At 63.9% G+C, this 22,056-nt stretch carries 24 protein-coding genes; 17 read left to right on the top strand and 7 right to left on the bottom strand.

The genetic code is table 11. The features are described from left to right. Positions 1-28: 28 nt before the first annotated feature. Complete coding sequence (locus G6N36_RS11295; RefSeq protein WP_163686590.1) at positions 29-1,531, top strand: serine hydrolase domain-containing protein; 1,503 nt, start codon at positions 29-31, stop codon at positions 1,529-1,531. A 36-nt stretch (positions 1,532-1,567) separates the two neighbouring features. Beyond that, complete coding sequence (locus tag G6N36_RS11290; RefSeq protein ID WP_163686589.1) at positions 1,568-2,593, top strand: alcohol dehydrogenase catalytic domain-containing protein; 1,026 nt, start codon at positions 1,568-1,570, stop codon at positions 2,591-2,593. A gap of 387 nt (positions 2,594-2,980) precedes the next feature. Here G6N36_RS11290 and G6N36_RS11285 read toward each other — a convergent pair whose 3' ends face one another. Next, the gene (locus G6N36_RS11285) at positions 2,981-3,382 is read right to left on the bottom strand and encodes a DoxX family protein (protein ID WP_163686588.1); all 402 of its coding nucleotides are present in this window, start codon (positions 3,380-3,382) and stop codon (positions 2,981-2,983) included. 146 nt (positions 3,383-3,528) lie between these two features. Between G6N36_RS11285 and G6N36_RS11280 the strand changes: the two genes are divergently transcribed. Next, positions 3,529-3,825, top strand: coding sequence for a hypothetical protein (locus G6N36_RS11280; protein ID WP_163686587.1), 297 nt, complete (start codon positions 3,529-3,531; stop codon positions 3,823-3,825). On the opposite strand, the gene G6N36_RS11275 is transcribed toward G6N36_RS11280, so the two are convergent. Next, positions 3,804-5,315, bottom strand: coding sequence for a sensor histidine kinase (locus G6N36_RS11275; RefSeq protein ID WP_163686586.1), 1,512 nt, complete (start codon positions 5,313-5,315; stop codon positions 3,804-3,806). The two genes, G6N36_RS11280 and G6N36_RS11275, sit on opposite strands and share 22 nt — an antisense overlap. Further along, positions 5,312-6,016, bottom strand: coding sequence for a response regulator transcription factor (locus tag G6N36_RS11270; RefSeq protein ID WP_163690614.1), 705 nt, complete (start codon positions 6,014-6,016; stop codon positions 5,312-5,314). Before G6N36_RS11270 ends, G6N36_RS11275 begins: the two co-directional genes overlap by 4 nt. A 397-nt stretch (positions 6,017-6,413) precedes the next feature. Here G6N36_RS11270 and G6N36_RS11265 point away from each other — a divergent pair, with 397 nt between their 5' ends. From G6N36_RS11265 to G6N36_RS11240, 6 genes are all read left to right on the top strand, one after another. Continuing rightward, complete coding sequence (locus tag G6N36_RS11265; RefSeq protein ID WP_163686585.1) at positions 6,414-6,875, top strand: hypothetical protein; 462 nt, start codon at positions 6,414-6,416, stop codon at positions 6,873-6,875. A 133-nt stretch (positions 6,876-7,008) separates the two neighbouring features. Continuing rightward, a complete protein-coding gene (locus G6N36_RS11260) occupies positions 7,009-7,308 on the top strand; it encodes a three-helix bundle dimerization domain-containing protein (RefSeq protein ID WP_179964761.1) in 300 nt (99 codons plus the stop codon). Continuing rightward, positions 7,305-8,207, top strand: coding sequence for a universal stress protein (locus G6N36_RS11255; protein ID WP_163686584.1), 903 nt, complete (start codon positions 7,305-7,307; stop codon positions 8,205-8,207). The genes G6N36_RS11260 and G6N36_RS11255 overlap by 4 nt, the downstream gene beginning before the upstream one ends. 117 nt (positions 8,208-8,324) lie before the next feature. Further along, positions 8,325-9,317, top strand: a complete 993-nt coding sequence (locus G6N36_RS11250; protein WP_163690613.1) for an Acg family FMN-binding oxidoreductase — start codon at positions 8,325-8,327, stop codon at positions 9,315-9,317. Between the two features lie 29 nt (positions 9,318-9,346). Beyond that, a complete protein-coding gene (locus G6N36_RS11245; RefSeq protein ID WP_163686583.1) occupies positions 9,347-9,928 on the top strand; it encodes an Rv1733c family protein in 582 nt (193 codons plus the stop codon). Positions 9,929-10,052: 124 nt separating this feature from the next. After that, a complete protein-coding gene (locus tag G6N36_RS11240; protein ID WP_163686582.1) occupies positions 10,053-10,943 on the top strand; it encodes a universal stress protein in 891 nt (296 codons plus the stop codon). A gap of 18 nt (positions 10,944-10,961) precedes the next feature. Here the strand turns inward: G6N36_RS11240 and dosR are convergent, their stop codons facing one another. From dosR to G6N36_RS11225, 3 genes are read right to left on the bottom strand one after another with little or no spacing between them, the layout of a single operon-like run. Continuing rightward, the gene (dosR, locus tag G6N36_RS11235) at positions 10,962-11,612 is read right to left on the bottom strand and encodes a hypoxia response regulator transcription factor DosR/DevR (RefSeq protein WP_163686581.1); all 651 of its coding nucleotides are present in this window, start codon (positions 11,610-11,612) and stop codon (positions 10,962-10,964) included. Between the two features lie 40 nt (positions 11,613-11,652). Next, positions 11,653-12,519, bottom strand: a complete 867-nt coding sequence (locus tag G6N36_RS11230) for a universal stress protein (RefSeq protein WP_163686580.1) — start codon at positions 12,517-12,519, stop codon at positions 11,653-11,655. 59 nt (positions 12,520-12,578) lie between these two features. Beyond that, complete coding sequence (locus G6N36_RS11225) at positions 12,579-13,571, bottom strand: Acg family FMN-binding oxidoreductase (protein WP_163686579.1); 993 nt, start codon at positions 13,569-13,571, stop codon at positions 12,579-12,581. A gap of 116 nt (positions 13,572-13,687) precedes the next feature. Here G6N36_RS11225 and G6N36_RS11220 point away from each other — a divergent pair, with 116 nt between their 5' ends. The 8 genes from G6N36_RS11220 (at position 13,688) to G6N36_RS11185 (ending at position 21,096) form a co-directional block, all read left to right on the top strand. Beyond that, positions 13,688-15,181, top strand: coding sequence for a bifunctional aminoglycoside phosphotransferase/ATP-binding protein (locus G6N36_RS11220; protein WP_163690612.1), 1,494 nt, complete (start codon positions 13,688-13,690; stop codon positions 15,179-15,181). A 30-nt stretch (positions 15,182-15,211) separates the two neighbouring features. Then, complete coding sequence (locus G6N36_RS11215; RefSeq protein WP_163686578.1) at positions 15,212-16,147, top strand: universal stress protein; 936 nt, start codon at positions 15,212-15,214, stop codon at positions 16,145-16,147. Further along, positions 16,144-16,965 (top strand): universal stress protein, encoded by an 822-nt coding sequence (locus tag G6N36_RS11210; protein ID WP_163686577.1) that lies wholly within the window; start codon positions 16,144-16,146, stop codon positions 16,963-16,965. Before G6N36_RS11215 ends, G6N36_RS11210 begins: the two co-directional genes overlap by 4 nt. A gap of 72 nt (positions 16,966-17,037) precedes the next feature. Then, positions 17,038-17,307 (top strand): DUF1918 domain-containing protein, encoded by a 270-nt coding sequence (locus G6N36_RS11205; RefSeq protein ID WP_163690611.1) that lies wholly within the window; start codon positions 17,038-17,040, stop codon positions 17,305-17,307. Then, positions 17,307-18,161, top strand: a complete 855-nt coding sequence (locus G6N36_RS11200) for a universal stress protein (RefSeq protein ID WP_308205910.1) — start codon at positions 17,307-17,309, stop codon at positions 18,159-18,161. The genes G6N36_RS11205 and G6N36_RS11200 overlap by 1 nt, the downstream gene beginning before the upstream one ends. A gap of 44 nt (positions 18,162-18,205) precedes the next feature. Next, positions 18,206-19,186 carry an alpha/beta hydrolase gene (locus G6N36_RS11195; RefSeq protein WP_163686576.1) on the top strand — a complete coding sequence of 327 codons (981 nt, stop codon included), beginning with the start codon at positions 18,206-18,208 and terminating at the stop codon, positions 19,184-19,186. 64 nt (positions 19,187-19,250) lie between these two features. After that, positions 19,251-20,051, top strand: a complete 801-nt coding sequence (locus tag G6N36_RS11190; protein ID WP_163686575.1) for a ribosome hibernation promotion factor — start codon at positions 19,251-19,253, stop codon at positions 20,049-20,051. Between the two features lie 217 nt (positions 20,052-20,268). Then, positions 20,269-21,096 (top strand): universal stress protein, encoded by an 828-nt coding sequence (locus tag G6N36_RS11185; protein ID WP_163686574.1) that lies wholly within the window; start codon positions 20,269-20,271, stop codon positions 21,094-21,096. 65 nt (positions 21,097-21,161) lie between these two features. Here G6N36_RS11185 and G6N36_RS11180 read toward each other — a convergent pair whose 3' ends face one another. Beyond that, on the bottom strand, positions 21,162-22,055 hold the full coding sequence (locus tag G6N36_RS11180) for a universal stress protein (RefSeq protein WP_163686573.1): 894 nt from the start codon (positions 22,053-22,055) through the stop codon (positions 21,162-21,164). Position 22,056: the final 1 nt, after the last annotated feature.

Below are 22,056 nucleotides of genomic sequence, written 5' to 3'. Positions count from 1 at the left end.
TGCTGAGGGTTGACACGACGAGGTGGCGATGACGGCTTCACGTACGGCCCGCGCTGTCGCTGCTGTCCTGCTGGCACTGACTGCGACGACATCGTGCAGCGAAACATCCAGGCCGGACGTGGCTGACAGCACCCAAACTTCGCAGACCACCGCGTCCGCCACGTCGTCGATGTCGCCAAAACCGCTCCCTGACACAGAATTCGACACGGTCTCCACGCTCATCAACGACGCGATTGCGGCACACGAGTTGCCGGGGGCCGTGGTCGTGGTGGGGCACGGCGGCACGACCGTCTTCGAGCAGGCGTTCGGCCTGCGCAAGCTCGCCGGCGAACCGGGGCCGGATGGTGCACCGGCGCCCGAAGAGCCGATGACCGTAGACACGATCTTCGATCTGGCGTCGTTGACCAAGTCGCTCGCCACGGCGACCGCCGTCATGCAGCTCTACGAACAAGGCAAGGTCCAGTTCGACGACGCCGTCGAAAAGTATCTGCCCGACTTCAACCCCGCGCGTGATCCTCAGCGTGCGCAAGTGTCGGTTCGGATGTTGCTCACGCACACTTCGGGTTTGGTGGGCGAACTGGACCTGCGCGATACGTGGGGGCTGGACGGTCCCGACAAGTCGGAGGGCATCCGTCGTGCACTCACCAAGCCGCTGGAGGGGGTGCCCGGCGCGAGCTTCCGCTACTCCGACGTCAACTTCATTCTGCTCGGGTTGATGGTGGAGAAAATCACCCGTCAGCCGGAAGACGATTATGTTCAAGAGCACGTCTTCGGGCCGCTCGGCATGTTAGACACCCGCTATCTGCCGCCGGCCAAAGCGTGTGGGCCGCACCAGATCAGGGGATCTGCGATCGCGTGGGCTCCTGGACCGCCGGAGACGTGTGCTGCGGGGGAATGGAGTGCAGGCGTCCTACCTCGGGTAGCGCCGACCGCACGCGATGAGGAAGGTCGCGCGGATCCGGGCGCCAACCCCGATCTCGACTTTTTGCTGCGAGGCACCGTGCACGATCCGACCGCGCGTCGTATGGGTGGAGTAGCCGGCAGCGCCGGCGTTTTCTCGACGGCGCATGACGTCAGCGTCTATGCGCAGGCGCTGCTGGATCGGCTGGCGGGCCGGCCGAGCAAGTTCCCGCTCACAACGGCGACTTTGCAACTGATGACGAGTCCCGAGCAGCCAGGGCACACGCCCGAACAACTCGAGGCGGCGAACGCAGCGACGCAGGAAGCCATCGCGACAATGCCGAACACCGAACATCCACTGCTCGCGCCGCACTATCCGGCGATCCCGGGCCAGAATCTGCGCGGTTTCGGCTGGGATATCGATACCAGCCATTCCAAGCCACGGGGAATGGTGTTTCCCATCGGCAGCTTCGGTCATGTGGGGTTCACCGGAACCTCACTGTGGATCGATCCGGCCTCAGACACCTACGTCGTTTTTCTGACCAACGTGATCCATCTGCGCGGCAGCGCGCCCCTCACGAACCTGCAGGGCGAACTCGCTACGCTGGCCGCCCGGGCCCTGCGCCTGTAACGGGTGCTGGCCAAGCTACCGAAAGGTCGAACATCGGTGAAGAGCGTCGTGATCGATACGCCGGGACAAGTGCGCGTGGAGACGCTGCCCGACCCGGCTCTACCCGGCCCCGACGGTGCCGTCATCGAGGTGAGATCTGCTGCCATCTGCGGCTCAGATCTCCATTTCTACGAAGGCGATTACCCGTTGGGCGATCCGGTTGCACTTGGACACGAGGCGGTCGGCACGATCGTCGAGATCGGCCCCGATGTGCGCACGTTCGCGATCGGTGATGACGTGCTCGTCTCGTCTGTCGCCGGCTGCGGATCCTGCGCGGGGTGCGAGACCCGTGATCCGGTGACGTGCGTCGGAGGTCCACGAATCTTCGGCGCCGGCGCACTCGGCGGGGCTCAATCGGAGCTCTTGGCGGTGCCCGCAGCGGACTTCCAGCTGATGCGCCTGCCCCATGACATCGACACCGAGGAGGCGCTCCTTCTGACGGACAACCTCGCCACCGGGTGGGCGGCCGCACAGCGCGCCGACTTTCCGCCCGGCGGAACGATCGTCGTCCTCGGACTCGGTGCTGTCGGCCTGTGCGCGGTGCTGAGCGCGCTGACCCTCGGCGCGGGCACCGTCTTCGCCGTCGACCCGGTCGAAGGCCGACGACTCCGTGCCGAACGGCTCGGCGCCACCCCGCTGGAACCGCCTGCGCTGCAGACAGTGCTGGAGGCAACCGGCGGACGTGGCGCGGCCGCCGTCATCGACGCCGTCGGTAGTGACGGATCGATGTCAGACGCGCTCAACTCGGTCCGCGCCGGCGGCACCGTCTCGGTCGTCGGCGTGCACAACCTCGATCCGTTTCCGTTCCCTGCCACGATCAGCCTCATTCGCAGCATCACGCTGAGGATGACGACCGCGCCCGTTCAGCGCACCTGGCCCGAATTGGTTCCGCTGCTCCAGTCGGGTCGTCTGGACGTCAGCGGCATCTTCACCGACGCCATGCCGCTGTCCGACGCGCCGGCGGCATATGCCGCAGTGGCGGCGCGAACCGCCGACTGTGTCAAGGTCTCCCTGACCATTTGAGCCGAGACGACGTCGGTCGACGGCCGACGAAGCCGCGAAAAGTCCTTAGACCCAGCTGTTCCACCCCACGCAGATGCAGTGAACGGCCGAATTGAGACCGGTCATGTGCCGGCACACGTATTCGCCTTGACCGTAGAGTCGGTGAGCGTCTTCCGGGCCGCCCCGAAAATCCAGATTGTGACTCTCTTTTGCGTGGCCACAGGTACGGCAGTACTCCGTCAGTGGTTCAACAACGTCTTGCGATTCCATGCTGTCTGTCATGATCGTGCGCTCCTCAACGATTGATTACCGTCAGAATGTGCGTCGACAACGCTGGCATGTAGGGCCGATTGGCCCTCATTGGCAGTGGCATTGTGCTCACGGCCGCCGTGAACAGTACGTTTGCCGCTAGCGGCGTGAGACCGCGAATGCTCCCGGTCCGATGAACGTCAAAAGAAGGAAGACGAAGCAGTACAGGACCGCGGTCTCACCGCCGTTGCTGATGGGCCAGAAGCCATCCGGGAAGTGCATCCAGAAATAGGCAACCGCCATCATGCCAGATCCGACGAAAGCTGCGGCCCGGGTGAAAAGGCCCAGCGCGATGAGTCCCCCGAGCACGACCTCGAGCGCGCCTGCCCACCACATCGGCCAGGCGCCCAGTGCGGCCGGGGAACCGGCGGGCCACCCGAACAGCTTGGCTGTCCCGTGTGTCATGAACAAGAGTCCCAACAAGATTCGGAAAGCCCCGAGGGCGATCGCGGACGCTTGCCGCGAATTCACCTTGCTATTGCGGGTCGACGTCGAGGTCATGACTTCATCGTGCGTGATGCGCACACCGATGTCACTGCACTCATAGGCGATTCAAATCTTGTGTGTTCGGTATGAGCATCTGGCGGCGGTCTGGCGTGAACCTACATTGGATGAACAAGCAGAACAACAACTTTGGAGGTTCTCCCATGAAGCACGCCATCTTGATCGGCATCACAGCCAGTGCTCTGGCGACTTCGGCGCTCGCCGCCGTCGGCGCTGCCTCGGCCGCACCGACAGGTCCGTCCGATGTCGACGAGACCGTACGGTCGCTCGAGGCAAGTGGTTACACGGTGATCATCAATCGGACCGGCGCCGCGTCGCTCTCGGGGTGCTCTGTCACATCAGTCCGTCCCGGGGTCACCCACCAGACGACTGACGTTCGAGGCAGCGACATCGAGCCGTTGATCATCTCGGATACGGTCTATGTCGATGTGACGTGCTGAGCCAGGGCCGCCACGGCCGGCATCCGCACGATGAACGTGGTTGTCCCGGAATCGGATTGGGCTTGTATCGTCCCGCCGTGTGCCTCGACGATCGAGGCGGCGATCGACAGGCCCAATCCGAAGCTGCCGCCTTCCCCGGATCTCGACTTGTCGGCGCGCACGAACCGCTCGACCAGATGGGGGAGGAGTTCGGAATCAATCCCCGGCCCGTCGTCTGACACTGCGACTTCGGCGTAGGCCTTGCCGTCGTCGGCTCGACCGGTCGCGACGACGGTGATCACGGTCGTCCCTTCGGGCGTGTGCACCCGCGCGTTGGACAACAGCACTGCCAGCATCTGATGCAGTCGGGCTCGGTCGCCACGAACCCACACCGCACCGTCGGGGACCTTGACCCGCCACTGGTGGGTCGGTGCCGAGACCCTCGCATCGTTGACTGCGTCAGTCACCAACTCCGCGAGATCCACGTCGGCGTTGTCAAGATCGTGGCCCTCGTCCAGACGTGCCAACAGCAGCAGGTCGGCAACCAAGGAACTCATTCGATTCGCTTCGGCCTCGATTCGTGCCAGCGAATACTCAGTGGTCTCGGGCAATACCGAACTGTCCTGCCGGGTCAACTCGGCATAGCCGTGGATCGCCGCTAGAGGCGTGCGTAGTTCGTGACTGGCGTCGGTGATGAACTGACGCATGCGCCGGTCCGACGCGGCGACATCGGCGAGGGCGCGTTCGACGTGATCGAGCAGACGGTTGAGCGTGTCGCCGACGAGCCCGACCTCGGTGCGGGGATCAGTGTCACGGGCCGGAACGCGCGGTGTGATGGCGTAGTTGTCGCGGTCGAGCGGAAGGGTCGCCACCTCGGCTGCCGTCGACGACACACGCCGCAGAGGGCGCAGCGCGTACCGCACGATCGCCACCGTGCTCAGCGCCGTGACCAGCAACGCGAGTGCGGTCATCGCGGACACGATCACGGTCTCACGCACCATCGCGTTCCACGCCGGCGTGCGCGATACCCCGGTAACCAGGATCTCGTCGCCGTCACCGGGGCGGCTGACCATCCGGTACCAACCCAGACCGGGCAGTTGGACGGTGTGTGGTCCCACTCCGGCCGCAGATGTCTCGGCGATCGCCCCGATGGCTATCTCCGGTGCGGGTCGTCCCTCGCCGTCGACGAAGTAGGCCGAATCGACAACCTTGCCATCCTGGATCAATGCGACGACATTGCCCTCCGCCTGCCCGATGAGTTGCGTGAGGGGCTTCATCGCCCCTTGCGGCGGAACATCGCCTGTTTGCAGCGGAGTGCCGCGGTATTTTGTGACCGATTGGCTGAAACCGTCTGCGGCGCCCGATAGTTGGCTGTCAATGATGCCCAGGACCGAGGATCGCAGCGACACCACCGACATGGTTCCCACGGTCACCAGGACGACCACGACCACTGCGGAAACACCAATGACCAGTTGTCGCAGCAGGCTCCACTGCCGCCACGCTTGCTTCATTCCGGTTGCCGCAGCATGTATCCCACGCCGCGTACGGTGTGCAGCATGGGTTCGTGTGCAGCGTCGATCTTCTTTCTCAGGTACGACACGTACAGATCGACGATGCTCGATCGCCCACCGAAGTCGTAGTTCCACACTCGTCTCAGAATCTCTTGACGAGTCAGTGCCCGTCGCGGATTTCGCATGAGGAACCGCAGCAGCTCGAACTCGGTCGAGGTCAAGGAGATCGGCATACCAGCGCGAGTCACTTCGCGGCTGGCCACATCGAGGTTGAGGTCGCCCACCGTCAGCGTCTCGTCATCGGTCGGGGTGAGATAGGCAGATCGGCGCACTAATCCACGCAGCCGCGCGACGAGTTCCTCGAGTGAGAACGGCTTCGTCATGTAGTCGTCGCCGCCGGCGGTCAAACCGCTGACGCGATCGGCGACCGAATCGCGTGCAGTCAGGAACAGGATCGGTGTGTAGGTGTCGGAGTCACGTATTTGCGCCAGCACACCCAGGCCGTCCATGTCCGGCAACATGATGTCGAGGACGATCACATCAGGCGTGTCGGCGTGATACTTGTCGACCGCTTCGGCGGCATTGTGTGCGACGTCGATCTCCCAGCCCTCGTATTGCAGGGCCATCCGCACCAGGTTGGTCAGCGCGCGTTCATCGTCGACCAAGAGCACACGAATAGCTGACCCGTCGGCGCGGTACATCCGGGGCAGTTGGCCGAGGACAGCGCGACGGGGCTCCCGCTTTCCGACTGGCGCAGACGTCACCGGACCATTCTCGCGGTCTCACAGCCCGCCGTCACCGTCCTCATAGGAATTTCACATGTACGGTCGCACGGCCAAGCCGATTCGAGTTGAGTCGATCGAGAGTGACGCCATGACCTGCAGTGACGCCGGCGCCGGGGAGTCGTCGCCGTGGTCTCCTCGGCCCAGGTCATGCCCGCTTTGTGTGCCGCACCCGGCGTCGACGACCCGCGGTGAGAATCAGTGACATAAACCGGCACCACATGGGACCTTCGGCCCTGGGATGTGGATTACGCGAGGGGTGGGATTGGCGTCGAGATCGACAGATCTCGTGAATCATCTTCGAATCGAGGAGATCATGAGTGTGCAAGTTCAACACCGCACCCGGATGTTCGCCCGCGTGCTGGGCCCATTCCTTACGATCATCGTCATCATCGTCGCGGTGCGCGCGCCGGACATGCGGCAGCTACTGTCCGAGTTCACCGCCAGTGATGTGTGGCCCTGGGTGACAGGGGCCTTCATCCTCCTGGGCGGCGTCGCGATCGTTGCGTTTCATCAGCTCTGGCGCGGCCCGGCCGCGATCATCGTGTCCGTCCTCGGATGGCTGCTCGTGGCGCGCGGAGTGTTTCTTCTCGCCTTCCCCGACACTTTCGCCTCCGCGGCCAATCGTGTCATCGGAGCGGCCGTCGTATGGCAGGTGGCATACCTTGGGTTTGCGGCGATCGGTCTCTATCTGACATATGTGGGGTGGAAACCAGTCCCAAGAGATCAGCAGGATTCGAATCTCCACATCAGTATCGATTTTCCCAGCGCTGCCTGAGGCGCTGACCGGTGGTGCAAAGCGTTGCGACCTCGTCGTGCATCATTCGGGCAAGCATCGAAGTGACCCTAGCCGCCGGTTTCGGGACTTTGGTCCGTAGATGCTTGGTCCTTCGTCGACGCAGACTCTGGCGATGACCACTTTCGCGGCACCGTTGGTGCGCGACGAACTCGACAGCGTCGTGTCGACACTGTGCACTCGACTCCCCGGCCGCACGCGAAGCGAGGTCGAGGCGGTCGTGGCGGCGGTGTACGCCGAGTTGGCCGCCGGAGCGACTGTCACCGCCCATTTGATCCCGTTGACGCTCAATCGAAGTCGACGCCTTTTGAGCTCCGGGCCAGGAGAGACTTCGGATCTGCATTCGTCTGTACCGATGTTGATCGAGGCGAACACCGGAAGAATCCTTCCGGCAAATGAAAGGAACGCGAAATGAACTCTGCCACAGGTTCTTCAGAGGCGAAATATCACGGCATCATCGTCGGTGTTGACGGCTCGCCTGCCTCAGACGTGGCGACGGAGTGGGCCGCTCGGGACGCGGCATTACGCAACGTGCCGTTGACGATCGTTCACATCCTTCCGGCGACGTCCGTCGGGCCGTGGGTGGACATGCCCGTATCGGCGGACTATTGGTCCCAGCGCGACCGACGTGCCGACCAGATAATTGATGACGCGATGCTGGTGGTCGCCGAGGCCACCTCCGGCACACCGGACCTCGCCACGGCGCGTCGCGTAGTTTCCGGATCTGCGGTGCCGACACTCGTGGACATGTCGAAAGACGCGGAGATGGTGGTGGTCGGGCGCCGCGGTCTCGGCGGCGTGGAGAGGCTTTTGCTGGGCTCGGTCAGCTCGGGCCTGCTGCACCATGCGCACTGTCCGGTAGCGGTGATCCACGACGAGGAGCCGGTCACTGACTACTCCGTCTCGGCGCCTGTGCTCGTCGGTATCGACGGGTCGCCGGCCTCCGAGGAAGCGACGGGCATCGCCTTCGACGAGGCGTCGCGGCGTGGCGTAGAGCTGGTGGCGGTCCACACTTGGATGAACAACGCGGATTTCCCCCTCGATGTGCCCCCCGAGGGTGTGGCCGAGCAAGCCGATGAGGAACTCGCGCAACGGCTTGCAGGCTGGGGCGAGCGTTATCCGGATGTCGCCGTCCGGCGCGTCATCGGTCAGGACAACCCGGTCCATCGTCTGCTCAAGGAATCCGAACGTGCACAACTCCTGGTGGTAGGCAGCCACGGACACGGAGGATTCGCCGGTCTTCTCCTGGGTTCGGTGAGTTCGGCTGTCGCGCAGGCAGCACGCATCCCGGTCATCGTGGCACGCCGGTCCTAAGACGACGGTATCGATTCCGCAAGTCATATGTGTCCGGGTCTTTAGACCCTCTCGATTTTGACCCAGACAGCGGCACTCTGGAAAGACAAGAACTTCTCCTATCGAGATGGGGACGAGATGAGCGCGCATTTTCCAGATGCCGAGACCATCAGGTCGGCGATGCTGCTGGCCCTGCGGGCGCCGTCGGTGCACAACTCGCAGCCCTGGCGTTGGGGGATCGGCGAGCGAAGTCTGCATCTCTACGCCGACCGCGACCGGCAACTGCCGAACACCGACCCCGACGGCCGGGACCTGTTGCTGAGTTGTGGTGCCGCGCTCAACCACTGCGTGACAGCCTTCGCTGCACTGGGGTGGGCGGCCAGGATCCACCGGTTCCCCAACCCGGCCGATGCTGACCACCTGGCTTCGATTGAGCTTCGTCGACAGACGCCGGCCGATCTCGACATCGCCCTGGCGGCGGCTATCCCACGCCGACGCACCGACCGCCGAAATTACAGTCACTGGCCGGTTGCGAAAGGCGATCTTTCGTTGGTAGGTGCTCGCGCTGCACGCGCGGGGGTGACCATGCGCCGAATCGACGACCTCTCACAGCTGAAGCTGATCGTGGCCGAGGCTGTTTCGCGCCATTCGACCGACTTCGCATATGCGGCGGAATTGGCAGCGTGGAGCGGCAGGTACGCGTCGGAGGCCGGAGTTCCTGCTCGGAGCACGCCGGTGCCGGATCCCGCGGCGATGATTCCTGCGCGGTGGTTCGCTGGTGCGGTGCTCGCTCAACCACCTGACCTGGATGCAGCCGAGGACAACGCCATGGTCGTCGCCCTAGGCACGTCGAGTGACGACGACCTGTCCAGGTTGCGCGCCGGTGAAGCGACGAGCGTGGCACTCCTCACGGCGACTGCGCTGGGCCTCGCCACCTGCCCGATCACCGAGCCGCTCGAGATCCCCGAGACCCGAGAAGCGGTCAGGGCGGACGTGTTCGGCGAGGAGGGCTATCCGCAGATGCTATTGCGCATCGGCTGGGCTCCGGTCAACAGTGATCCGTTGCCCGCCACACCGCGCCGTGAATTGGCAGAAGTGGTTGCCAGGTTGGACAACTCACGACTCGACTGAGCAGTGTGCCGTGAGCCTGAGGAGAGGTCATGCAACAGTTCACGATCACGTGGGGTAGGTACTGGTTCAGCCGGATTGCGGGGCGCAATCCACTGGTACGGGGCAACGAGCGAATTCAGGCATGGGGTGCCCTTCTCGCCGTCCTCGTCACGGTTCTGGCACTGCCTGTTGCCGCTGCCATCGGAACATCCGTATACGACGTCCGTGTCCGGTTCTATGCGGAAGAGGCCAAGCACCGACACGCGGTGACCGCCACAGCACTCGAGAACAGCACCGTAAGTGTGGGACCAGGACCCGCAGATGTCTCCTTTCTTGTCCGAGCTTCCTGGACCGCTGCGGGTAGCGACCACGTCGACGTCGTCGAGTGGGCCGACGAAGCGACTGCCGGAGATCATTCCGATATCTGGGTCGACGACATCACCGGCGAACCCGTCGACGCGCCCGCACAGCCGAGTCGTGCAGTCGCCGATGCCGCGGGCGTTGCGTTGTCCGTCTGGTTCGCCGTGATGGCAATCACCGCCAGTACCGCGTATCTGATCCGGTTGCGAATGAGTCACCACCGACACCTCCAGTGGGATCGCGAGCTGGAGGCGCTCAAGTACCAAACCTAATTGACAGAGGACCTTTGACCTACGGAGTTGGTGACCACTGCCCCCGGACTGGATCCATCGACGAACGTAGCGTCGCGCATATCGTGGCCGACTACGTCAGGCCGTGGACCGAAGGAGTCTGCAAATGTCAACCTCCCCAACACATCACGGCATCGTCGTCGGCGCTGACGGTTCGGCCCCGTCGAAGGTGGCCGTTGACTGGGCGGCGCGGGAAGCCGCGATGCGCGGGGTTCCGCTGTCGATCGTCCACGTCATTCAGTCACCCGCTGTCCGAATGTGGCCCGAGGTCCCCATGCCCCCCGAGGTCCTCGCGCGCATGGAGAGAGACGGCCATGAGCTGCTCAGTGACGCACGCAGAACCGCGGCCGAGGCGATCGCGGAGAAGCGTCAGATCCATATCGAGACGGAACTGATCGCGGGCGGTGTCCTGCCTACGCTGATTGATCTTTCGAAGGACGCGGACATGATCGTCGCGGGATGCCGCGGGACCGGGCCGATCAACCGGCGACTGCTCGGGTCGGTCAGCAGGGGTCTCATCCAGCATGCGCATGCCCCAGTCGCCGTCATTCACGATGAGGACCCGCTGATGGCGCACCCCGCCAAGGCGCCTGTCCTTGTCGGCATCGACGGTTCGCCGGTATCAGAGGCGGCCACCGCGGTCGCATTCGAAGAAGCCTCTCGCCGTGGCGTCGACCTCATCGCCTTGCACGTTTGGAGCGACTTCACGCTGTACGACGTGCCCGAAACCGAGTTGCCGGCTCTGCAGCGGCGCGCCGAGGAGACACTCTCCGAGCGCCTGGCCGGCTGGCAGGAGCGTTATCCCGACGTGCACGTGCGGCCCGTCGTCGCCCTCAACCGTCCCGTGCACCAGTTGCTCGAGACGTCCGACGCGGCGCAGCTGACCGTCGTCGGCAGCCACGGCCGAGGTGGGTTCGCAGGCATGCTGCTGGGTTCTGTCAGTCTGGCCGTCGCGGAGTCGGCGCGCATGCCGGTTCTGGTGGTACGCCCGACCTGAGATTGCCCAGGCCGTGGCTTATTCCTCGGGGCGGCGTTGGGATTGATCGAGTTTGGACACGAACACTGCCGCCTGGGTGCGCCGTTCCATTCCCAGCTTGGCCAACAGCCGTGATACGTAGTTCTTGACCGTCTTCTCCGCCAGGAACATCCGGGCTGCGATCTGCTTGTTCGTCAGACCCTCGCCGAGCAAATCGAGCAAAACGCGCTCCTGCTCGCTGAGGCCCGCCAAGGGATCGGACTTCTCCGCAGCTCCACGAAGTTTGGCCATCAGCGCTGCCGCAGCCCGGTTGTCCAGAAGTGAACGGCCGGCCCCGACCTCTTTGATCGCCTGAGCGAGCTCCATGCCCTTGATGTCCTTGACGACGTACCCGCTCGCACCGGCCAATATCGCGTCCAGCATCGCCTCGTCAGACGTGAACGACGTGAGCATCAGACAGCGCAAATCCGGAAGCCGAGACAGCAGATCGCGGCACAGTTCGATGCCGTTGCCATCGGGGAGCCGCACGTCGAGGACCGCGACATCAGGCTGGAGGGCGGGAATTCGTGCGAGCGCCTGGGCCGCAGATCCGGCCTCGCCGATCACCTCCAGCTCCGGATCGGCGCTCAACAGGTCGATCAGCCCGCGCCGGACGACTTCGTGGTCATCGACGAGAAAGACTTTCACCATGTGAAGTCCCCTCTCCGGAATAGCAGCCGCGACGCAGGAATCACAATACGGCGTGTGGTTGACAGATCAGGACCGAACAGCCTGCTTCGTGCAATGGCGCGTAGCCGGGTGGCCCGACCAGATCCCTTATCCCGCGTGCGCGCTCGCGACCGACGACCAGCAACTGGACTGAGTCGGCATGTTCGGTCAGGTAGTTGAGGGTGTTCCCGTGCACGACGATGGGCTCGACGTCGAGGTCGGGGTAGCGCTTCTTCCACTTCGCCAGTTGACGGTCGAGCTGGGCCTTGGCGCTCCTGTTGCCCTCGGCCACGGGGCGATTGTTGTAGACGTCGGTGAACCGAGTCTGCCAGCTGGTCAACACCCGCAGCGGCGTCTCGCGAAGTCGTGCTTCCTCGGAGGCATGCTGCAGGATGCGGTTGCCGACCGGCGACCCCTCGATCTCGGCGACCACCCAGTTGCCGCGCCGGGGGCGTGCGTCATGGTTGCGGACAATGGCCACCGGGCAATGGGCGGAGGTCGTGACTTCCGCGGCCGTGGAACCGATTCGGCCCTGCGCGCTCTGCTCTGGGCCCGTGTCTCCCAGGCATAGCATTGCGGCCGATGCGGACGCATCGATCAGTGCCCGGGCCGGCCGGGCTCGCAGGATCTCCATCTCGATCTTGACGGGCTTCGCGGTCGATTCGACTGCTGTGACCGCGCAGCGAACCGCGGTCTCTGCGGTGGCAAGGTCGCCCGCCGCATCTCCCAGCTCAGGGGAGGGGTGGTCGGGGTCGATCGCATAGACGAGGCGTAGGGGGATATCGCGGCTAACGGCTTCGTCAACGGCCCACAGTGCGGCATCGAGCGCTGAGTGCGTACCGTCCAGACCGACCACGACTGAGGCCGGCGAATGCGTCGGGTCTCGCATGGTGGCTCCTTGGGCTGGGCCTTACGGCGGGAAACTCTGAAACGAAAGCCGCTGCCAGGTCAGAGATCCTTCGCCTGAACGTCGAAGACCTCGTCGATCGGCCGCCGCGGCGTCGGCGGTGGCTTGTCGTCGATCTCCGGAGCTGATCCGACACGGATCAATACCTGGGGAGTGGTCGGCTGGTCGATCAACGATGCGACGATGTCCCGGCCCGGATAGAGCTCGGTGATATTCGTCAGCGTGCACGTGGCGAGGCCCGCCATCGTGGCCTCGAGCAACACCGCGGAGAGCATTTCGCCGCACTGCAGGACAGAACTGCGGTCGGTGTCGTAAGTCGATAGCACAAGAATCTTCGCGTGGTCCCGCCCGACCTCGAAGCGCCGATCTGTGTCGTGGGTGACTGGGAAGTTACGCCCGACACCGACACGGTCACCTTCGGAGGCAGACACCAGCGAACTGTGGGGTATCCCGTCCGTCGCCTCGAATGGTCCTGTCCACCATGATAATTCCGAGTGGTAGGACGAATCGTAAAGGCGCAGCGACTCGGTGAGCTTGGCCGCGCTCGCAAGTTCGGCACGTAATTCGTCGGCGATCACGTCGAGGCGGACTGCATCGGAGGTGACGTTACGGCGCAACTGTGATTCGGCCGTCGCCCAGTCTGGCGGCTCAGCGTAGGGGAGGCGATCGCTCCGCCGCAGCAGAATCGCGTCGGCACGACGGATGTGCCCCTCGGTGACGAACTCCATCGGGCTGAAATCGACCGCCGCCAAATGCAAAGAGTTGTTGGGATTCGGATATCGGTCGACGTGGGAGGCCCACCCCGCCGCAGCCATGGCGACGCGAAAATGGTCGAGTACGGCGCCACAGCCGATCAGGGCGTCACGGCCGGTGTGGTCGGTCGAGTGGAGGACGCGTTCCTGGTCGAGGAACAGATGGACCGCTTTGCCTGCGGCGACCCAATGCCACGGCTGGCTGTTGTGCAGCGATGGTGCGCGGCACGCCAATTGCACTGCATCCTTGATCACTTTGGTATCGACCATGGTGTCACGCATGTTTCTAGCTTGGTATCTGGTTCCGACCCACAACCAGGGTAAATGGTCCTTAAGCCTGGGCCTTAGGACCCTGGCCGACTGGACGCCGCGGGATGAACCATCTGGGTATGGATGGCATGACGGCCGAAATGAGCGGCGTCGAAGCTCCTTGGACGATCGCGGGCAACCTGGACGCCCAGGTACGCGAGACGCATACGGGTGTGGTCGTCCTTCTTGGTGACAAGGCGTACAAGGCAAAGAAGCCGATCGCCACCGACTTCCTCGACTTCACCACTACGAAACAGCGGGAGGCCGCCTGCACGCGTGAGGTCACTCTCAACAGCAGGCTCGCCCCGGGCAGCTACCTGGGGGTTGCGCACTTTGCCGGCCCGGGCGATGGCCCTGCCGAACCGGTGGTCGTAATGCGGCGCTACGCCGACTCGACGCGCCTGGCATCGCTGGCCAGAGGTGGTCGCCCGGTCCACGATCACTTGGAAGAGATCGCGGACAAGCTGGCGCGTTTCCACGCCGAGACGCTGAGAAGCGCCGCGATCGACAGCTTTGGGACAGCCGAAGCAGTTTCAACGCGATGGCGGCAGAATCTCGTTGAACTCCAGCGGTATGCGGACACCATAATTCCCAGCGAGATGCTCGATGAGGTCGAACGGTTGTCGGCGCAATTCATCGCAGGCCGGGGCGAACTGTTCGCCGAGCGCATCAGCAGCCGCCGAGTCGTCGACGGGCACGCGGATCTATTGGCCGATGACATCTTCTGCACACCAGGGGAAACGGCCATCCTCGACTGCCTCGAGTTCGACGACAAACTGCGATATGTGGATTCCATCGACGACGCAGCATTTCTCGCGATGGACCTCGAATTTCTCGGTCGCCGTGACCTCGGCGAGTTCTTTCTCGAAGCGTACTGTCGCTCTGCTCGCGACCCCGCCCCGGATGCACTCAAACACGTCTATGTCGCATACCGCGCGCTGGTCCGCGCCAAAGTCGATTGCGTTCGCTTTACGCAGGGTCATGCGGAGTCTTCTACCGATGCGCGTCGGCATATCGACATCGCGCTCGATCATCTGCGGGCCGGTACGGTTCAACTCATCGTCATTGGGGGAGGTCCCGGTACTGGAAAGACAACTCTGTCGCGTGGTTTGGCTGAACAGTGTGGTGCGGAGGTCATTTCAACCGATGATGTGCGACGTGAGCTCGAGCAGACCGGCGTCATCGCCGGAGCGATCGGTGTTCTGGACTCGGGTCTGTACACACGCGAAAACGTGAATGTCGTGTACGACGAGGTTCTTCGGCGGACGCGGATGTTGCTGGGCCATGGCGTGTCCGTGATTTTGGACGGGACTTGGCGCGATCCCGCGCACCGTGCCCGGGCCCGCCGATTGGCCGGCCAAACGCATTCGCCGATCGTGGAACTCACCTGCACCGTACCTCTCGACGAGGCCTCGGAGAGAATCGAGAACAGGTCTGGGACATCTTCCGATGCAACGCCGGAGATCGCCACCGCGATGGCCGAGCCCACCGGCGCTTCAAGCGACGGACATCCCATCGACACTTCGCGTCCGCTCGCCGATTCGGTCGCCGAGGCCCGCCAAATCTGCTGTCTCGCGATCTGACGACGCTGACCGGAGAGAGGCGGGAATTCTATGGAAGACACTGTGAATCCTGTGGTCGTCGGAGTCGACGGCACGGACAATGCGATGCGCGCGGCTCGTTGGGCGGCGGGCGTCGCGCACAAGCTGGGGACCCCACTCCACATCGTGCATGCCAGACCGTACCCGGGCCATAATCCGTCAGATGTCATTGCCGCTGTGCGGGCCTGCGAAATGTCCGCGCAACAGGAAAGGGCCTCGGCGATTCTCGACGCTGCCAGCCGAGCCGTCCACGATGAGCACCCCGACCTGCGCATCACCACCGCACATGTGTCTGAAGCTGTCGATCGATTGCTTGTCGATTTGAGCCAGCATGCGAGGTTGGTTGTCCTGGGCTGTGACGACCTCTCGGTCGCCGAGGCTGTCCTGATCGGCTCGACCACCGTTGCGGTGGCGGCGAACTCGATGTGCCCGGTGGTCGCCTGGCGTGGAGAGGCGACGGCGCCCACTGGGCAGCCGATCGTCGTAGGCGTCAACGATGACGACCCGAGCCGGGTGGCGATCACGTCAGCCTTCGAACTCGCTGACCGATTCGCGGTGAACATCATCGCCGTCCATGCGTGGTCGACGCGCCGATCGGTCGGCGATGTCACTCTGCCTTTCATGATCGACTGGAATGCGGTCCACGCAGACCAGCGCGAGCACCTCGTGAACGCATTGGCGCCGTGGACACTGCAATACCCGGAAGTCGATGTGCAGTACGTGGTCGACCAGGACAAGCCGAGTCGTGCTCTGCTGAATCACTCTGACGGTGCGCAGCTGGTGGTCATCGGCAGTCGTGGGCGCGGTCCGTTGGCGGGTGCGGTGTTGGGTTCGACAGGGCTCAACCTGCTCCACCACTCCTTAGTTCCGACGATGATCTGCAGATCAATGGGCGCACGCGGTGACGTCTCATTCGAGCATCAATTCAGAGAAAGAGCTCAAGAATGAACAATGCGGCGAGATTACCGGTGGTTGTCGGGATTGATGGCTCGAAACATGCAGTCCACGCGGCACTTTGGGCAGTCGACGAAGCAATTGACCGAGACGTACCGATGCTACTGGCCTGCGTCGTCAACCCAGAAGCCAAGGATCTCGAGCGCGAATACGCCTATGCCAGGCATGCGATACACGAGGCGTGGATCGCCGCTGAGGCCACCGGCCAGCCCGTCAAACTCGAGTCAACGATATTGCAGGGCGATGCCACCGAACAACTCAGGGAGGCATCGCGATTGGGGCAGCTGATCTGCGTCGGATCACGAGGGACGGACGACTCACCCCACGATGAGCGCGGATCGACGGCCGCGGCACTGGCGCAGGTCGCCTTCACCCCCGTAGCGATCGTCCGCCGCCGCCATCCCCATAAGCCGTTGACCGACCCCCTCTGGATTGTCGCCGCGGTGGACGAATCACCGGGCGGCAGCGCGGTGCTGCAAACGGCGATAAACGAAGCGACTCTGCGAAAAGCACCGGTGTTGGCTCTGACGCGATGGGGATCGGCAGTGACAACCGAGCCCGACGACAAGCGCGACGTGCGTACGCGGCTCGCCCAGTACCTCGCTGAGGCGAGGGAAGACGACGACGCAGACGTCCAAATTCATGCGCTGCCGATCTCGGACCACATCGCAGGTGTGCTGGCGCAGAGCGCCAACATCGACCAACTGGTCATCGTGGATGCGAACGATGCTGTACTGACATCCGAAGCCGTGGGCGCCGAGGCGCGAAAAGCGCTTCGGCACACCAATTGTTCTGTACTGGTTCTGCGCTGACTGGCGAGGCGACGCAGATGGAGCGCATGCCGATGCACGATTTGGTGGTGACGTACGAAAGGAGACGGTGTGATGAAGGCAGAGGTCGGCGATTGGTTGGTGATGAAAGGCCTCACCATCGACCAGCACGAACAGCGCGGACTGATCACGGAGGTGCATTCCGCTGACGGCTCACCCCCTTACGTGGTGCATTGGCTGGAGAACGACCATGTGGCGACTGTGTTTCCGGGCCCTGACGCATTGGTGGTGACGGCCGCGGAGCAGCGGGCGGCCGACGAGCGCGCCGAGCGGCGCATCACGGCGGTTCAGGCCGGCATCGAACGCCACGCCGAGAGCGAATAGTGACCGATTCCGGGATCGTCGTCGGCACCGACGGGTCACCGACGGCAGACGCGGCAATCCGCTGGGCTGCCGAGGATGCCGCTATCCGCGACGTTCACCTGACCATCGTCCATGCGATGCCGCCTGTCGTAGGAACGTGGCTCGCCACACCGGTCCCGCCGGGTGTCTTGGAGTGGGAGTATGAGAGCGGTCGCCAACTCCTCGACGAGGCAACGGCTACGGCGAAAGCGGCTGCGGGCGAGGACCTGTCGGTATCGACGGAAGTTTTGGTCTCTGGGGTAGTTCCGGCGCTGGTCCAGCTGTCACGAGAAGCACAGCTGGTAGTCGTAGGCAGTCGAGGAAAAGGCATGCTCGCGCGAACCGTGCTCGGCTCCGTGAGCATGGGGTTGGTGCATCACGCGCGCTGCCCCGTAGCGGTCATCCACGACGCAGAGCGACCCGCCAGCGATCAGCCGGTTTTGTTGGGATTCGACGGCTCTCGCGCTACGGAATCAGCGACCGCGCTCGCCTTCGACGAAGCCTCCCGACGTGGTGTCGAGCTGGTGGCACTGCACGCCTGGTGGGGTTCGGGGGCGTTCGAATTCTCGCTGGACTGGGATGACCTGCGCTCCGAAGTGGAGGAATCCGTGACGAAGCAGTTGGCGGGATGGCGAGGACGCTATCCGAACGTAACTGTCCGACAAGTTGTCGTCCGGGATCAGCCGGCACACAGACTCGTCGACCACTCGAGCTCCGCCCAGTTGATCGTGGTCGGCAGCCGCGGTACAGGAGGTTTCGCCAGCACGCTTCTGGGGTCGGTGAGCACCGCGGTGGTGCAAGCAGCCCAGATCCCGGTGATCGTCGCGCGGTCGTAGCTTCATATCCGCGTTGCGCTGAATTTCGGCCGAGGAAGTGTGTAGTGACGAAAAGATATGTCAAACATCGAGTCTCATTCGATTCGGAAGGATCAGCCCTTGCCGGTGTGCTGTACGTGCCTGGCGGGGAAACCGGGAAATGGCCGTGTGTGGTGATGGCACACGGATTTTCCGGGACCATGGACTGGATAGTGCCGGATTTCGCCGACAGGTTTGCCGACGGGAGATTGGCGGTCTTGATCTTCGACTACCGATGCTTGGGTGAGAGCGAAGGTGAACCGCGACAGTGGATCGATGCTGCTCGCCAACGTGAAGACCTGCGTCACGCCGTCGAGTTCGTGCGCTCACACAGGGACATCGATGCGAACCGAATCGCCCTGTGGGGCACCTCGCTCGGTGGAAGTCATGTGGTTCAGGTGGCAGCGGAGGACTCAGGAATTGCGGCTGTCGTCGCGAATGTGCCGGGTTTGGACCTGTTCACCGGACTCCGCGGGCGCCATCGTCCGCCAGGTGCGCGGTCGAGCCCGTGGCAGATCGTGCTGGCGACAGGAAGCTTGCTGGCGGCAGCCATCCTCGATGAGGTCCGCGGTGCTGTCGGATTGCCGCCCTACTACATCGCCGTTTATGGACGCGCCGGGCGAGCGGTTTTCAGTGACCCGGCCCTGGCCCCACTCTTTCGAGACGTCGGACTGAACGCACCGTCGTGGCGCAACGAGGTCACGCCGCGGTTCTTCTTCCATGCACCCCGTTACCGGGACGGCACAATGGAGCGCATCACCGCGCCCCTGTTGGTCACGGTGGCCCGCGACGACGAAGTCATTTCGACTGCCTTCGTCGTGGAGAAGGCTTCGAGGGCCCGGCGCCATGAGATCCGTGAATATCCGGTGACGCATTTCGACATGTACCACGGTGCTGTACGGGACCAGGTGGCGGCCGACCAGCTGGCGTTCCTCCGACACCACTTGGGAAGCGGGTTCTGTGACAACCAGAGTGCGCATGGCCACTCGGCCGCCGAGGGGGACTAACGTCGCCTTTCACGTGACTGAAGGCCCTCGTATCCGCACCGGATTGCGGCGTATGAACGAGGTCATGACGCACAAAGTTGATTCGCCACCTGTCGATGTCGACGTGACGACGCACGGCCTGCTTCCGGGCGCAGCCGATTACGCGCGGAGCAAGATCGGAGGGCTGGGCAAGTTCGCGCATCAACCCGTGTTGCACGCCCACGTAAAGCTGACGAGGCACCGCGATCCTGCGATCTTTCGTCCGGTTGTCGCACAGGCAAATCTCGACGTGCAGGGTCGGCTCGTCCGCGCGCAGGCCGAGGGGGTCACCGCGCGCGAAGCAATTGATCGACTGGCGGCGAGGCTGCGTCACCAATTAGGGCACGCCGCCGAACACTGGAAAGCGACCCGGGGGGCGATTCGGCCAACGACCGCCTATCCATGGCAGCACGGCTCAAGGCCGACTCGCCGGCCGAGCCACTTCCCACGCCCGGCCGACGAACGTCGTGTCATCCGACGCAAATCATTCGCCATGGCGCCTTGCACCGTAGACGAGGCGGCCCTTGAAATGGACCTGCTGGACTACGACTTTCATCTGTTCAACGAGAAGGGTTCGGGGATCGCCGGTGTCCTCTACCGCGGTGGCCCGACCGGGTATCGCCTGGCGCAGGTGGCGCCGATCTCACCAGACGACCTGACCCCTTACGAGCTGCCTCTGACGATCAGTCCGCATCCGGCTCCGTGCATCACCGTCGAGCAGGCCGCCGAGCGTCTCGGACTCCTCGGACTGCCATTTCTGTTCTTCATCGAGGCTCGGCAAGGCCGCGCGGCCGTGCTCTACCTCCGCTGCGACGGACATTACGCCTTGATCACTCCGGCCGGTTAGCGCTTGCTCGCTGCGCCGGCGTACCCACGATCAGGCGGCCCCGGAGCTACTCCCTAGCGGCTCCGGGGCCGTTGCCCGCACTCGGCCGGTCTACGGGGATGGGGATCCGATTTCTGCTTCGAGGGCCAAATGGCCGATTCTCCGGGACCAACGCCTCCTGCAGGGGGCACGCGATGTTCGTAGCGTCATCTATGTTCGTCGACTGCTAGGAGAACGAATGTCTACGCGGACCGTGCATCGCGGTGTGGTCGTGGGGGCTGACGGGTCTGCGTCCTCCCAAGGGGCGGTCCGCTGGGCCGCGCGCGAGGCAGCGATGCGCCACACCCGCCTGACGATCGTTCATATCGCCCAGGAGAACGACGCTCGAAACGTCATCGCCGAAGCAATCTGCGCCGCGCACGCCGCCGCTCCCGGCGAACGTCCGGAGATCGATAGCGAGCTTCTCTTCGGAAAACCTGTGCCGTCTCTCGTCGATCTCTCGAAGGACGCCCAGATGGTGGTGGTCGGCCGCCGCGGACTTACCGGACGACACGAGCGCCTGCTCGGGTCGGTCAGTTCTGGGTTGATCCACCACGCCCACTGTCTCGTCGCGGTCATCAACGACCAGGTGTCGTCGTTGTCACCGCCGTCGGAGCGATTACCGGTTCTGGTGGGGGTCGACGGTTCGCAGGCTTCGGAGTCGGCCTTGGCGATTGCGTTCGACGAAGCTTCCTGGAGGGCAGTGGATCTGGTCGCATTGCGCGTCCTGTGGAACGCCGACGTTTCACCATTGAGGATGGAACGGTCGGATCTCCGACGTGTGGCTGAGGAGACTCTCGCCGAATCCATTGCCGCATGGAAATACCGGTACCCGGAGGTCAACGTGCGCGTAGTGGTCGAATTCGAGGACCCGGCGCGCCGTCTGCTGGAGCAGTCTGAAACAGCGCAACTTGTCGTGGTCGGAAACCGCGGGCGTGGCGCGATCGCCGAGATGCTGCTCGGTTCGGTCAGCTCCGCCTTGGCGAAGGATGCACCGTCCCCGGTCCTGGTCGCACGTCAGCGCTGACGCGAAGGACTGGTGCTACAACATTTTGGTACGGACGTGCACACAACCGGACTCCTGCCACGATGTTACTGTCCCTCGGGTGCGTTGTGGCACAACATCACCGGTACAGGGCAGTGGTGCAGCAGGTTGAGGCTGGTGGAGCCAAGGAGTGCACCCGCGAGGGCATTGCGACCTCGGTTGCCAACCACGACGAGTTGTGCATCCTGCACGTGGTGCATGAGGGCCTTACCGGCACTCTCGGTCTCGACGAAGAGGGTCACCACGACGTTCGGATACAGCTCGGTCCACGGGTCGAGCACGTTCAAGAGGCTCTGCCACCGGAGGGCTTCCAGAGCATCCCAGTCCACACCGTACGGGGTGATGGCGTCCACCGGTGGGCGGAATTCGGACCATGCGTGGACGGCGTTGAGTGCCAACCCGAATCGGTCTGCGAACTCGAAGGCGGCCTTGAATGCGTTCGCGCCGGTGTGCTCATAGTCGACGCCGAGCACGACGGGCTGGTCGGTCGGCGCCGCATTGCTCCCGCGCCACGCGATCACAGGACAGGTTGAATGTGCCGAGACGGCAAGCGTTGTCGATCCGATCATCAATGCGGCCGCGGGAGTCACGTCTTCGGACCCGAGAACTACAAACCGCGCGTGACGGCTCCGCTCCGTCAGGAGAACGTCTGTTGGTTCGTCGGAAAGAATCGTGGTGATGTTGAGCGAACCGAAGTCGCCGCGTATCTCCTCCTCGACGGATTTGAGCATCGTTTCAGCGGACTCGCGCTGGGCGGTGACCGCCGCTGCCAACAGCGCTGCCGCGGCGTCGGTCAGTGGCCGGCCCGTGGCGTGGCGACCGTTGACGATCTCGAGAGGCGCGCCGAACCTCTTGGCCACCGCGGCCGCCCAGCGCGCTGCCCCTCGCGATGCCGTCGTGCCGTCCACACCGACGATGACGGGCTCTGTGTCGGTGGGCATC

The organism is Mycolicibacterium gadium, from assembly GCF_010728925.1.
Classification (GTDB): domain Bacteria; phylum Actinomycetota; class Actinomycetes; order Mycobacteriales; family Mycobacteriaceae; genus Mycobacterium; species Mycobacterium gadium.
The sequence above is the reverse complement of the archived record's forward strand: the minus strand, read 5'-3'. Positions and strand labels throughout refer to the sequence as shown.